Source organism: Paenibacillus sp. 2TAB19, from assembly GCF_052115185.1.
Taxonomy (GTDB): domain Bacteria; phylum Bacillota; class Bacilli; order Paenibacillales; family Paenibacillaceae; genus Pristimantibacillus.
In genome coordinates, this window is the sequence record NZ_JBFRGE010000007.1 from 106522 (window position 1) to 119857 (window position 13336).

Sequence of the window (13336 nt, forward strand, 5' to 3'; positions counted from 1 at the left end):
AATAGGAAAACCTGTCTACCGTATGAGGAGTTTTTTATTATAATCGCGCACTAAAGGAATATTCAATTGAACGATAGAAAAAGTCTATTAGTGCGATTGCGCAGTAGATGCTACATTAGTAGTATGTTATTTCATACTAATATTATAGGAATTATATACATTGGAATGTGGAGGGTGATGTTGTGAGTGAATTGTTCAGGCAAGCCGGCGTAGAGGATGCGCAGCGTCTGCATGAAGTCATCTATGAAGCCTATTCGCTTATTAGGGAGCTTAAGCTGCAATGGCCGGCGGCGAACGCCGATCTGGCTCAAATACGGGATAACATCACGCAAAATGAATGTTATGTGCTGGAGGCTGACGGCATAATCGTCGCAACGGTTACGTTATCCAAGGGCGGCGAGGTAAAGGAGATAACGGATTTGCCGTTTATCAAATGGTTCGCCGTCCATCCCAGCGAGCAGGGCAAACGGTACGGAGATAAGCTGCTTACTTGGGTGGAGGATTCGATTATTCGCGATAAGCTTGGTGCCCCGGGAGTGACGCTCGGAACAGCCGAGAAGCATCCGTGGCTGCTGCCGATGTACGAGCGAAGAGGTTATGAAAGCATTCGATCATTCGATTCGGGCAACGGCGATGGGACGATGCATTTGCTTCGTAAGGTCGTCAATAATCGCGTTGAAGCAACAGCATCGACAACAAATGGARGTAATGTGTAATGGCTAAACGTAAACAATTGAAGCTCGGCGCTATGCTTCACGGTGTCGGCAGCAGCACTTCGTTATGGAGACATCCGGACATTCCGTCCGATGCAAGCGTTAATTTCGAGCTGTACAAATCATGGGTCGAGAAGGCGGAGGCGGGCATGTTCGATCTGGCCTTCATTGCCGACGGTCTTTATATTAACGAGAAGTCGATTCCGCATTTCCTGAACCGGTTCGAGCCACTGACCATTCTGAGTGCACTGGCGGCGGTAAGCAAGCGGATCGGACTGGTTGGCACGTTGTCCACCTCGTACAGCGAGCCGTTCACCGTTGCACGCCAGTTCGGATCGCTGGACATGATCAGCGGGGGCCGGGCCGGATGGAATATCGTGACTTCGCCGCTCGAGGGCTCCGCGCTCAATTACAGTAAGAAGGAGCATCCCGACCATAGCAGGCGGTATCGTATCGCGACGGAATATGTGGAAGTAACGCGCGGTTTGTGGGATTCCTGGGAGGATGACGCCTTCGTTCGCGACAAAGAGGCAGGCGTGTTCTTCGATCCTGCCAAAATGCATGCGCTGAATCATGAAGGGGAGTTTTTCTCGGTCAAAGGTCCGCTTAACATCGCCCGCTCGAAGCAAGGGCAGCCGGTTATCTTTCAAGCAGGCGCTTCCGAAGTCGGCAAAGATTATGCCGCGAAGCAAGCAGATGCGATCTTCACCGGTCATGAGACTTTAGAGGAAGCGGTCGCTTTCTATGAAGACGTTAAGCGCCGGGCGGCAGCATTCGGGCGAAACCCGGATAATGTGCTGGTGTTCCCAGGCATCGGACCGGTTATAGGCAGTACGGAAGAGGAAGCGGAACGCAAATATCAGGAAGTCGTCGATCTCGTATCGCCGGCTAACGCATTGCTCTATCTCGGACGGTACTTCGAGCATCATGACTTCTCCCAATACGATCTGGACGCGCCGTTCCCGGAGCTTGGCGAGCTCGGCCGCAACAGCTTCCAAAGCACCACGGACAAAATCAAACAGATTGCCAAAGAGCGCAGCTTGACGCTTCGCCAGGTAGCGCTGTCAGTAGCGACGCCTCGCCCGGTCTTCATCGGCACGCCGGAGCAAGTCGCAGACCGGGTACAGCAATGGTTCGAAGCCGGCGCCGCCGACGGATTTATGGTCGGCTCATCCGTGCCGCACGGACTTGAAGATTTCATCGAGCACGTTGTGCCGATCTTGCAGGAGCGCGGCTTGTTCCGCACCGAATACGAGGAAGATACGCTGCGCGGCAATCTAGGGCTGCCGATACCGGCAAACCGGTATACGAAATCGGCCGAGCACGTGTGACGTTGCGTATGAGGGAGACGGGTATCGTAAGGCTCGGGGAAGAGGCACTTAGCGAGATGCTTGCCTTCGCCGGTACGTTGCAAGACGAGCTTGTCGCCGTTCGGCGCGATTTGCATCGCCATCCCGAGCTGCTGTACAGCACGGATCGTACAGCTGGCATCGTGGCGCAATTGCTGGAGGAGTGGGGGATCGACGTTCGTTTAGACGTAGGTCCCCATTTCGGCAAAGGGGTTGTCGGCGTGCTTCGCGGCGGGCTGGAAGGCGGCCGAACGATTGTGCTGCGTGCGGACATGGATGCGCTTCCGATCTCGGAGCTGAATGATTTCGATTATAAATCGTCTGTCGATGGCGTGATGCACGCTTGCGGCCATGATGCTCATACGGCGATGCTGCTTGGCGCCGCGAAGACGCTGGCCGCGTATAGGGAGAGCTTCGCAGGCGAAATCCGGTTCGTCTTTCAACCGGCCGAAGAGGGCGCGCTTCCGAGTCCGCTGGATGGAAGGTTGCTCTCGGGCGGACGTGATTTGCTTGAAGCGGGTATCCTGGAAGGGGTTGACCGCTGCTACGCGCTTCACGTATGGCCGGAGCTTGAAGCGGGAACGCTTGGCATCCATTCGCATTACGCGATGGCGGCCTCTTCTCATTTTCACGTGACGTTTCATGGAAGGAACGGGCATCACAGCACGCCTCATCTCGCCGTTGACGCGATTCAAATGACGGCAGCCTTTATTGCCGCGGTGAATAGTATGATGGCGAATCACATCGATCCGTTGGAACAGGCCGTGCTTGCTTTCGGAACGCTGCGCGCCGGAACAGTCATTAACGCGATTGCGGAGCAGAGCGTGATAACAGGTACGTTCCGAGCATTCGGCAAAACGACGGTCGCCGCGATTAAGGGCGGGCTGGAACGGCATGCCCAAGCGGCTTCTCTTTCATACGGCGGCTCCTTTGAGATCGTCTTTCGCGAGGGGATTGCCGTCGTTAATGACGAGCAGGCCGTGTATGATGTTGTCCGCGCCGGAGCGGCTGTGCTCGGGCAGGAGAAGGTGATCCAGCTTCACGCGCCAAGTCTTGCTGGAGAGGATTTTGGCTGGTATCTTGACCGTGTGCCTGGGGCGTTCATTCTGCTTGGGTGCGGCAATGAGGAGCTTGGTATCCGAGAGGGGCTGCACACCCCTAAGTTCAATCTAGACGAAGCAGTGCTTGTGCACGGCGTAAGACTATTCGTTCAGCTCGCTGCAGGAATAGAAACGGCTTAGCCCGTACCGCTCATTAACACCAACAGTCCGGCAGCTTTGCCGGCCGTCGGTGTTTTATTTTTAATCGGAGCCGCAGTAAAGAATGAAATAGAGAGAAGGAATGAAGTTGGGAGCACTGCTTGGTATCCAGAAGGAAAAGTACATACAGGAGAAGCCAACACCGTATCCGGCGTTCTGGCCGGTGCTCGCCGCGATATTCATAGGTTCCTTCGTTGGCATGTATCATGTGGTCTCGCTTAACGTGTCGCTTCCCGGCTTTATTCATATATTCGGCACGGAGCTGCGCACCGTCCAGTGGATGATAACCGGCTTTACGCTCGCCAGCGGCATCGTGATTCCGATCAGCGGTTTTGCGATGGAACGTTTTGGCTGCAAGCGGTTGTTCCTATTCGCGATCGGGGGAATTACGGTGAGCTCGCTGCTGTGCGCCTTGTCATGGAATATTCAAGCACTGATCGTGTTTCGTATTATACAAGGGCTATTCTGCGGACTCATTCAACCGGTTTCGCTGGCTCTGATTTATCGGACAATCCGCAAAGAAAAGCAGACCTTCGCTCTAAGCGTATGGTCGTTCTCCACTGTGCTGGGTACGGCGATTGGCCCAACATTGAGCGGTTGGCTGCAAAGCTTCGACTGGCATCTTATCTTTTTAGTGACCGTGCCGGTGGGGATCATTGCATGGGCCGCGGGTGCAGCTGTTATTCCGAAGGATCAGCCGAATGGTCTTGCAAGGCTCGATTGGCGAGGTTTGCTGCTTGCTTCCGGCGGAAGTCTGGCTTTGCTGCTGCTGTTCGGGAATATGAGCGAGTGGGGCTGGAGCAGCGTACTCACTTGGACAACGTTGCTGGCCGGTACCTGCTGTATCGTTGGCTTCGTTCGGCAGACACGGCGCAGCGAGCATCCTCTTCTGCAGCTTAGGCTGCTGCGCAACGCTAGTTTTGCGCTTAGTCTTGCCGCATCGTTGATTTTGTCGTTCGGACTATATGCCGTCGTTTATTTCATGCCGTTGTTTCTGGTCGAACTGAAAGGTCTGACGCCATTCAAGGTCGGTCTTCTCTTCCTTCCTGCTGCCGGCTGCTTAACCGCTGCCACCTTCGCAGCGGGCAAATGGTATGGAAAACTAGGTCCTGCGAAACTCATTATGATCGGATGTTTCATATTGTTCGTCAGCACCTATTATTTCAGCGGATTGCGCCCGGAGACAAGTCTGATCGCCATTATGCTCTGGATGGGGGTCCGCAATATCGGAACCGGACTCGCTTCGACGCCGGCGACCAACGCAAGCATGTCGTCTGTTCCTCCGGAATTGCTGGGACATGCATCGGCATTGCTTAATTGGCTGAGGCAGGTGTTCAGCGCGATGGCGCTTGGCGTCTGCACCTCGCTGTATTATTGGCGAATGGAGGTTCATCAGGCGGCGTTGGGAGGCTCGGTCGAAGGAACCGCCCCTTATCGCCTTGCGCTTATGCTCAGTATTCATGATGTGTTTCTGGTATCGAGCATTATCGTCGCACTCGGCATTCCGATTGGGCTGCTGCTTGGCAGACGGCTGCCGGTATCCACAATCCACTCTTCGCCAGCTTCTAAGTACGAACGAGCAGAGTGAAATGAACAACCATTGAGGACAGAGACGTCTCTATCTATGGCATACGATTCATTTTGAGATCATTATGGACCGAAAGGGCCGTAATAATCCAATTTCAACAGTAATTACTGGTTTGGTACGCGATTAAAGCTATCTCAGTCCGTAACGACTTCAAAATGTCTATTTTCCAACGTTTAGAGCCCATATAGCCCGTAAGCTTCCGCAATACAACGTTCACCATCGACCTTCTTGAGGTCAATTCGTATGAAAAATGGGATACGCTGTTATGCGAGCGCTTTTTGAGACAACCGCTTATTCATACTGTGTTTTCTCGCCTTTGCTCCTCTGAAGAAATCTCTTTCTGTACCCCTGGGGAGATAACCTCTCGTCCTGTTGGAATGCCCTGGAGAAGTGGTGCTGATCCGGGTAACCGATCATTCTCGCGATCTCCTTCACGGGATAGGAGGTCAGCATAAGCAAGTCCCGCGCTCGCTGCAGGCGGACATGCCGGACGTATTTGACGGGCGAGATGCCGTAGGTCGCTTGAAAAAGCGTGCGAAGCTGCTCCTTGCTGAGCGAGACGAAAGCGGCCATCTCGTCGAGCGTCGGCGGCTCGTGCAGACGTTGTTCCACATAGTCGCATACCTCGAACACCCGGTTATCGAAGTCGACGGGGGAATCCGGCAGCCGTGGCCGCAGCGTTTGGAACAGCTGTTGAACCCACAATGTGCCCTTCGCCCGAATCCGCAAATGCCGGATCGTCTGGTCCGTATTCAGCATGAACATCGGAAAATGCTCGCCGAACCCTTTCTCCATGGACTTGACGTCTTTATCGTCGAACAGCTGAATGAAATCGTTGTATTCTTCCGCCAAGCTTCTCCAGTCGGCGACGAGCCGATAGATTTCTCCTTGCGGCATATCGGACACGACGTGTGGGAAGCGATAGGAACGGATGAGATCGATGACCCCGATTGTAGCCTCGCACGCAAGAGACAAGTAGCAGAACGGCTCCCCATGCCCAACCTCCTTCCACGATTGCGCCGACTTAGACGGAATCGACACGATATCGCCAGGCTTCAGCGTATAGAGAGCGTGATTCAGCTCGATCGTCGCCGTACCGGACAATACGATCCAGAAGGCGGTATACGGAAAGATGAACAGGTGCCGGTGATGGACATCCGTTAGCTTCCATTCTTTCAACCACCGAATGTTGATGTTGGCATGATCAAGCGAGCTTTGATTGCTGAATTCCATAAAGTTGTTCATGTCCGCCACCCCCGAATTTCAAAATCTGCATTTTTGAAACATTTATCTTCATTTCTGATAAATACGCGCCGAGCTCTCGATGCTATAATACTAAACATTGATAAGCATAAAGGCAAGTATTCCAGTAGGAATAACCAACTTGTATTTCAGACCGGTTAACCGGATGGCAAGCTGCTTGTCTCAACATTTTATTGGCAGGGGGAAGCCTAGGTGAAAAAAATAACGGTCGCACTTGCAACAGTGCTAACGGCAACATCCATTTTATCGGCATGCTCGTCGGGAGCAGACGACACGGAGAACGGCGCGAACAACGCCGGTTCCGGTGCAACGACGAAAGAAGAGAAAGTCACTTTGAAGTTTTGGTACCCGGGTACGGACGAGATTTTGACGGGAGCGGTCAATGAGCTCATTGCGAAGTTCGAGCAAGGCCATCCCGATATCCATGTCGAACCGACGTTCATTCCTTGGGCGGATTACTTTCAGAAATTGACCGTCGCTTATTCGGGAGGCTTGCAGCCGGACGTTCACGGGCTAGGCTTCGGTCAACTCATCTCGACGGTGAATCAAGGCAAATACTTGAACTTGACGCCATATATTCAAGAAGCCCAGTGGGCGGGCGAGAACGATTTCTTCCCGGATATTCTTGAGGCAGGCCAATACGAAGGCGGACAATACGGTCTTCTTCTCCCGGAAATTCGTMCGCTTGTTTGGCGCAAAGATTTCTTCAAGGAAGCCGGTCTCGATCCCGAGAGTCCGCCGAAGACGTTCGACGAGATTTTCGAATTCGCGGATAAGCTCAAAGTCGTGGAGAACGGCCAAACCGTACGCGGCGGCATCGATATTCAAACGAGCAACGGGGAGCAGTCCTACTTGTCGCTGCTGCTTCTGCTCGGCGAAGACTTCTATGATGCGGAAGGCAATCCGACTTTCGATTCACCGGCATCGGTGGGGCTGGTGCAGAAGATGGTGGATTTGTATAAGGCAGGGGCGATTATTCCGTCCAGTCAGCAGCAATTAAACGGTACGCCGTTCCAGAACAGCCTAGCCGCATTATCGTTCACATCCGCGCAAGGCGCAGCGGAGCTGAGAAAGACGGTCGGGGAAGAGAACATCGGATGGGCGCTGCCGCCGGAAGGTCCGGAAGGGAAGCGGACGGCTCTCATGCTCGGCACGTTCTTGACGGCCGCTCAGAAGACGAAGCACCCGCAAGCGGCTTGGGAGTTCATTCAATTCTGGTTCGAGGGAGCGAACGTGCTGGAGTTTACGACGAAGACGGGCGCGATCCCGCCGCTTCAATCGTTGAAGGGCGATTACACGAAGCTTGGACCTGCTTACGCGGCAGCATTTGAAGCATTGAACGATGCCAGAGGGTACGGCGCTTCCGGCAATTGGGCGATCAACGTTAAATATTTGCGCCTCGCGCTGGAAGAATCGTATAACGGCATACGTCCTGTGGAGGAAGCGCTGAAAGCGAACGCGGAGCTAGCGAGGGAGGAGATCGCTGGACAATGAACAGGGGGTTAAACCGTTTCATACCTTACCTGCTTATTACGCCAAGCGTCGTCCTGTTCGCGATATTTATTTTGCTGCCGATTCTATGGGTGCTTTATTTAAGCTTCACGAATTATACGATGCTGAATGCTCCGGAATGGATCGGCTTCAAAAACTTCGAACGTCTGTGGGGAGATGAAATATTCCATCGGGCGATCAAAAACACGGCTCTGTATTGGATCGGCACGGTCGTTCCGAGCATGGTCATCGGTCTCGTTCTAGCCAATCTGCTGGCCATGAAGCTTCGGGGACTCGCCGTATTTCGCGCGCTTCTGTATTTGCCTGGAGTCATCTCGTCCGTAGCGGTAGCGATGACTTGGCTATGGCTGCTCGATCCGCGCCAAGGCCCGATCAACGGTTTTCTGAAGCTGATCGGATTGGAAGGCCGGAACTGGCTGCAGGATCCGAACACTTCGCTCGGTTCCGTCATTCTGATCGGCATTTGGGTCGGAATCGGCTATGCCATGATTATTTTTCTCGCCGGCATCCAGAGCATTTCCGAAAGCCTGTACGAAGCGGCCAGTCTGGACGGGGCGTCGGCCTTGCGCAAGTTCTGGCATATTACGGTCCCGCTGCTGAAGCCGATGACGCTATTCCTGTTCATTACGGCTACGATTCGTTCGTTTCAGGTGTTCGACCTTGTCTTCGTGTTGACGGGAGGCGGACCCGCGAATTCCAGCACGACGGTCGTTACTCAAATCGTAGGGGCAAGCTTTCAGGAGTACAAAATGGGCTACGCATCCGCAATGGCCGTATTTCTTCTCGGCGCTACGTTCGTCGTGACGGTTATCCAATACGTCGTGGGCAGTCGCAACGCGTCGACCGAATAGAGGTGAATGATGAGACTTACTAAAATAGAACAAAGCTCGGCGTACGCCGTTCTCGTCTTGATATCCGCGATCACCGTCCTGCCGCTGCTCATCGCTTTCTTCACCTCGATGAAGGGCGATGCGGAGTTTGCGCTTGGCGCGGTGAATCTCCTTCCCGATGCTTGGCATTGGGACAATTACGCGAAGGCGCTGCAGAGGGGGGATTGGCCGACTTATTTCAAAAATTCCGCAGTCGTCACGATCGCCGTCGTGGCCGGAAGCCTGCTGATCAACGCGCTCGCCGGCTTCACATTCGCCCGCATTGCATTCAAGGGCAATGTGCAGATCTTTCTGATGATGCTCGCCGGGATGATGGTTCCGGCGCAGGTCGTCATTATTCCGCAGTTTCTGATCATGAAGTCGATCCCGTTGTTTGGGGGCAATGATTGGCTCGGCGCCGGAGGCAACGGATGGCTGGACAGCTACTACGCCTTGATCGTGCCGGAGCTCGCGGGAGCGTTCGGCATCTTTATGGCGCGCCAATTTTACTTGCAGTTCCCGAAGGCGCTCGACGAGGCGGCTTATATCGACGGGGCGGGTTATCTTCGGTTGTTTTTTGCGATCTACTTGCCGCAGAGCGGCCCGCTGGTCGCGACGCTCGGCATATTCAAATTCGTCAGCGTCTGGAATGACTTCTTCCATCCGTTAATTTACACGAACAGCGAGTCTATGCGTACGCTTCAGCTCGGCCTGCAAGTGTTCCGGGGCGAACACGGGGTTCAATACAATCTGTTGATGGCGGCTTCCTTGCTCGTATCGCTGCCGATCATCGTCATGTTCTTCGTGTTCCAAAAGCAGTTCATTCGCAGCGTTATGGCATCTAGTGTGAAAGGATGAGCAATTAATGAAAGCCATTATGGTTATGTTCGATACGTTGAACCGGCATATGTTATCCCCTTACGGCGGACCGGATTGGATTCGGACGCCCAACTTCAAACGGTTGGCCGAACGAACGGTCGTGTTCGACAACAGCTACGTAGGGAGCATGCCCTGCATGCCGGCCCGTAGGGAGCTGCATACAGGAAGGCATAACTTCCTGCATCGCAGCTGGGGGCCGCTGGAGCCCTTCGACGATTCCGCCATCGAGAAGCTGGGAGAAGCGGGCGTGTATACCCATTTGATTACCGACCATCAGCATTATTGGGAGGACGGCGGCGGGACGTATCATCCGCGTTACCAGTCTTTCGAGCTGATACGCGGTCAAGAAGGGGACCCATGGAAGGGCCAGGTTCGCCATCCGGACGGCCTTAATCTGGAGAAGCTTCACCCGATCGCTCGCAAAATGTTCCGTCATGACCAGATTAACCGCAAATATATCGTGGAGACCGATCAATTTCCCCAGGCGCAGACGTTCGCCGGGGGCTTGGAATTCATCGAGCTGAATCATAAGGAGGACCATTGGTTTCTCCAAATCGAGACGTTCGATCCGCATGAACCTTTCTTCAGCCCGGAGGAATTCAAGAAGCTCTACGCTCATGAGTACGAAGGACGGCTTGCCGATTGGCCCGTGTACGGTCCGGTCACGGAGTCGGCGGAGGACGTGGAGCATATGCGCCTCGAATACGCCGCCTTGTTAACGATGTGCGATCATTATTTGGGGAAAGTGCTGGATACGTTGGACCGTCTCGATTTGTGGGAGGATACGCTGCTGATCGTGAACACGGACCACGGATTCCTGCTTGGCGAGCATGATCAATGGGCGAAATGCGTGCAGCCGTTCTATAATGAAGTGGCGCATACGCCGATGTTCATCTGGGATCCTCGAAGCGGGGTGAAGGGCGAGCGAAGGGCTAGCTTGGTGCAAACGATCGATCTTCCGGCGACGCTGCTCGACTTCTTCCAAGTAGACCTGCCGAAGGATATGCAAGGCAAGCCGCTGCGAGGTACGATCGAGAGGGACGAACCGGTTCGGGAGGCGGCGCTATTCGGCATTCACGGCGGGCATGTCAACGTGACGGACGGACGCTACGTATATATGAGGTCGGCGGCTGCCAAAGAAAACGGACCGTTGTACGACTATACGTTAATGCCGACCCATATGCGCAGCCGGTTCCATACGAGCGAGCTGCAGCAGTTGGAACTGGCGGAACCCTTTGCTTTCACGAAAGGCGTCAAACCGCTTAAGATCCCGGCTCGAACCTACGGGAATCTGCACGACTACGGCACGCTGCTGTACGATGTCGCGAAGGATCCGCAGCAAGTCCAGCCGCTGGAAGATGCGGAGATCGAAGCACGGATGGTTGCTCATTTGAAGAAGCTCATGAAAGAGAACGAAGCGCCGGTCGAGCAATACGAGCGCCTTGGGATCAAAGCGGAAGACGACTAAAAGCTTCATATCAGGCAGGAGAGGGACGGTAGATCCGTTGCCTCTCTTTTTTTGCATGCTGCAGGAAAATATAACCATGCCATCATCCATACGAACTGCAACCATCGTCTCAAATTGATGTCATACGATAAGAGGTTTTGTAGAATGGATTGCAAAGGTATTATGAATATATTAAATATATACTTGCGAGAACGGAACGGATTCTGCCGCAAAAGGAGGGGAAGGGAAGTCGCATTCCAACGTCGTTCTCCATAAAATCATTTAACCGAGGTGTATCTAATGCTGCGAAAGTGTACGGTTATCGGGCTTGCGATCGTTTGTACCCTATCGATGACGATGGGTGCAGTTGCATCGGCTGCGGGCGACAAAGAAAAGACGCGGGAGAGCACGATATCCTGGCCGACTGAGCAAGCGCTTCCGAGCTTCTCGAAGGTAAAAGAACTTGATGTAGCGGATATTTACGACGCTCCCGGCGATATTAAGCTGATGCTGGCAACCTTGCAAGGCATCGTTAATCGGGTAGAGCCGCGCGTTTATTTGCTGGAGAACAAAGAAGAGGGCAAGTTTACTTGGCTGAATGATCTGGACGTGAAGTATAAGGTTAGGGACGACTATTGGCAAATCGTACGGACGTATGCCAAGGAAATAAACGGAGTTATCGTCTATGACCCGAAAATCCCGGATTCCGTCAACGTGGCGACGACGCTGGCTGGCTTGAAGGGAGCGGTTGTCGCAAGTCCGGATCTGGCGAAAAAGCTGCAGGCCGCGCCGTACAACTTGAAGGTTCTGGACGATCTGCAAGGCAAATTCAAAGATCGTCTGGATGCGTACACCTGGCAGTACGAAAACTTGTGGAGTCAAACGACCAAACGAATGATCGTGGGATTGAGCCCTCAAACCTCGATCAGGCTGCCGGACAATCAGGAAGATTTGTTCACCTTGCTTGGGCAGGATACAACGCAGGAAAGAGATGGAGCAAACAAAAAAGTGTACGACTTTGACCTGAGCGACAGTCTTGGCGACTCGGATGTGTATCTCCGGTTCGGCGATGCGTTCACGCAGGACGGCTGGGGAGCTGCCGTGCACGAAGTGACGGTGAAAGCGGACGGAGAGACGATCGCCCAATTCACTGCGGGTACTGCGGAGGAAGAGGCGTTCCTGTACGACAGGGACGGATCGCAGGTGTCCGAGGGGCAAGGCGGGCATCGCTTTGCCGACAACGGCCGCTATTTCATCTACAAGTTTACGCCGCCGGCCGGCGCCAAGCAGTTGACCGCTTCGGTCGAAATGTGGAACCAATACAAGGTGTCCGTCAGCAGCGTTCAGCCCGTTTCCTCCGAACAGAAGGAGCCATACGGCTATCTCCGCGATTACGCGGTAGCCAATAAAGCGATGGTATTCTGGCTGGATTCCAATATTCCGGAGCAACGGGAGCTCTTCGAAAAAATATTGTCCGATGTGAAGCCGGGCACGCCTTATCTAGGTTGGTTCAGCAACGACGTCGACGGCGAGTTCAGCGGCGTCGAGATTACTTCGAACCACGGCGTTTACGTGCTGGCTGCGGACTGGTTCAGCAATTTGACTGTATTCTCGGGCACGAAAGCGAATAAGCCGAAGCCTGCCGCAGTAAAGACGCCGAAGCTCGAAAATAAAATTTACGTAACCTATACGTTTAGCGAAGGCGACAACTTCCAATACAACCAACATCGCATGCGGATATTGTGGGATGATCCGAGCCGCGGCAAAGTGCCGCTCAACTGGACGTCCAGCCCGCTGCTCTATGATGCGGCGCCGGCGATGTTGAACTACTTCAACGAAACGGCAACGGCAAATGATCAGATCATCGCGGGACCGTCCGGTGCCGGCTATTTCTACCCGAATGCTTGGCCGGCGCAATCGTTCTCCGCTTTCTTGAAGCAGTCGAATTCGTATATGGAGAAAACGGGAATGACTATCCCTTACGTCCTGAATCGGATCGACAGCCAAAACGTGCCGCTGGACGATGCCCACGCGGCGGCATACATGAAGGAATACAACCCCGCTGGGATGTTCCTGAGCTGGGAAGACCATTATGGCGTCGAGCTGCTCGGCGGCAAGCTTCCCGTATCAACGATTCAAGGCATCAGCACGGCGCAGGACGGAAAAACGATTCTGGACAACGCCAAAGCCGGTTGGGACGGCAAATCTCCTAAGTTCGTTTCGTTGGGGCTGCTTGCATGGAGCCTGACTCCATCGGATATCGCCGAGCTGCAAGCATCGCTCGGACCCGAATTCGCTGCTGTTCGCGCCGATCAATATTTCTCGTTGATTCGCAGCGCCTACGGATTGCCCGTTAAGCCGTAAGCTTGTCATAACAAGAGAGGACGCCGGACATTCCGGTCGTCCTCTCCATCGTTTTTCTTGAAATAGCAAACGAAAGGATATATTATATATAAC

10 protein-coding genes are annotated in these 13336 nt (G+C 53.8%); 9 read left to right on the forward strand and 1 reads right to left on the reverse strand.

Translation table 11 applies throughout. From position 1 onward, the window contains the following. Nucleotides 1-182 precede the first annotated feature (182 nt). The 4 genes from AB4Z33_RS04970 (at nucleotide 183) to AB4Z33_RS04985 (ending at nucleotide 4909) form a co-directional block, all read left to right on the forward strand. Nucleotides 183-716 (forward strand): GNAT family N-acetyltransferase, encoded by a 534-nt coding sequence (locus AB4Z33_RS04970; RefSeq protein ID WP_442048862.1) that lies wholly within the window; start codon nucleotides 183-185, stop codon nucleotides 714-716. Continuing rightward, on the forward strand, nucleotides 716-2044 hold the full coding sequence (locus tag AB4Z33_RS04975; RefSeq protein WP_442048863.1) for an LLM class flavin-dependent oxidoreductase: 1329 nt from the start codon (nucleotides 716-718) through the stop codon (nucleotides 2042-2044). Before AB4Z33_RS04970 ends, AB4Z33_RS04975 begins: the two co-directional genes overlap by 1 nt. A gap of 8 nt (nucleotides 2045-2052) precedes the next feature. Further along, nucleotides 2053-3303, forward strand: a complete 1251-nt coding sequence (locus AB4Z33_RS04980) for a M20 metallopeptidase family protein (RefSeq protein WP_442048864.1) — start codon at nucleotides 2053-2055, stop codon at nucleotides 3301-3303. A 100-nt stretch (nucleotides 3304-3403) separates the two neighbouring features. Next, nucleotides 3404-4909 (forward strand): DHA2 family efflux MFS transporter permease subunit, encoded by a 1506-nt coding sequence (locus AB4Z33_RS04985; protein WP_442048865.1) that lies wholly within the window; start codon nucleotides 3404-3406, stop codon nucleotides 4907-4909. Nucleotides 4910-5200: 291 nt separating this feature from the next. On the opposite strand, the gene AB4Z33_RS04990 is transcribed toward AB4Z33_RS04985, so the two are convergent. Continuing rightward, complete coding sequence (locus AB4Z33_RS04990; RefSeq protein ID WP_442048866.1) at nucleotides 5201-6154, reverse strand: helix-turn-helix domain-containing protein; 954 nt, start codon at nucleotides 6152-6154, stop codon at nucleotides 5201-5203. Between the two features lie 210 nt (nucleotides 6155-6364). On the opposite strand from AB4Z33_RS04990, the gene AB4Z33_RS04995 reads away from it, so the two are divergent. The 5 genes from AB4Z33_RS04995 to AB4Z33_RS05015 all read left to right on the forward strand — a co-directional run bounded on the left by AB4Z33_RS04995 (nucleotide 6365) and on the right by AB4Z33_RS05015 (nucleotide 13243). Continuing rightward, complete coding sequence (locus AB4Z33_RS04995) at nucleotides 6365-7666, forward strand: ABC transporter substrate-binding protein (RefSeq protein ID WP_442048867.1); 1302 nt, start codon at nucleotides 6365-6367, stop codon at nucleotides 7664-7666. Continuing rightward, nucleotides 7663-8535 carry a carbohydrate ABC transporter permease gene (locus AB4Z33_RS05000; RefSeq protein WP_442048868.1) on the forward strand — a complete coding sequence of 291 codons (873 nt, stop codon included), beginning with the start codon at nucleotides 7663-7665 and terminating at the stop codon, nucleotides 8533-8535. The genes AB4Z33_RS04995 and AB4Z33_RS05000 overlap by 4 nt, the downstream gene beginning before the upstream one ends. Before the next feature lie 6 nt (nucleotides 8536-8541). Continuing rightward, nucleotides 8542-9411: a carbohydrate ABC transporter permease gene (locus AB4Z33_RS05005; protein ID WP_442048869.1), complete on the forward strand. Its 870-nt coding sequence runs from the start codon at nucleotides 8542-8544 to the stop codon at nucleotides 9409-9411. A gap of 7 nt (nucleotides 9412-9418) precedes the next feature. Beyond that, a complete protein-coding gene (locus AB4Z33_RS05010; RefSeq protein WP_442048870.1) occupies nucleotides 9419-10900 on the forward strand; it encodes a sulfatase in 1482 nt (493 codons plus the stop codon). Between the two features lie 279 nt (nucleotides 10901-11179). After that, the gene (locus AB4Z33_RS05015) at nucleotides 11180-13243 is read left to right on the forward strand and encodes a GxGYxYP domain-containing protein (protein ID WP_442048871.1); all 2064 of its coding nucleotides are present in this window, start codon (nucleotides 11180-11182) and stop codon (nucleotides 13241-13243) included. The last annotated feature ends 93 nt before the right edge of the window (nucleotides 13244-13336 follow it).

Bases quoted from the DNA above. Each gene is read 5' to 3' on its own strand.
- AB4Z33_RS04975 (WP_442048863.1), top strand. From the start codon at position 716: ATGGCTAAACGTAAACAATTGAAGCTCGGCGCTATGCTTCACGGTGTC.
- AB4Z33_RS04980 (WP_442048864.1), top strand. From the start codon at position 2,053: ATGAGGGAGACGGGTATCGTAAGGCTCGGGGAAGAGGCACTTAGCGAG.
- AB4Z33_RS04985 (WP_442048865.1), top strand. From the start codon at position 3,404: ATGAAGTTGGGAGCACTGCTTGGTATCCAGAAGGAAAAGTACATACAG.
- AB4Z33_RS04990 (WP_442048866.1), bottom strand. From the start codon at position 6,154: ATGAACAACTTTATGGAATTCAGCAATCAAAGCTCGCTTGATCATGCC.
- AB4Z33_RS05000 (WP_442048868.1), top strand. From the start codon at position 7,663: ATGAACAGGGGGTTAAACCGTTTCATACCTTACCTGCTTATTACGCCA.
- AB4Z33_RS05005 (WP_442048869.1), top strand. From the start codon at position 8,542: ATGATGAGACTTACTAAAATAGAACAAAGCTCGGCGTACGCCGTTCTC.
- AB4Z33_RS05010 (WP_442048870.1), top strand. From the start codon at position 9,419: ATGAAAGCCATTATGGTTATGTTCGATACGTTGAACCGGCATATGTTA.
- AB4Z33_RS05015 (WP_442048871.1), top strand. From the start codon at position 11,180: ATGCTGCGAAAGTGTACGGTTATCGGGCTTGCGATCGTTTGTACCCTA.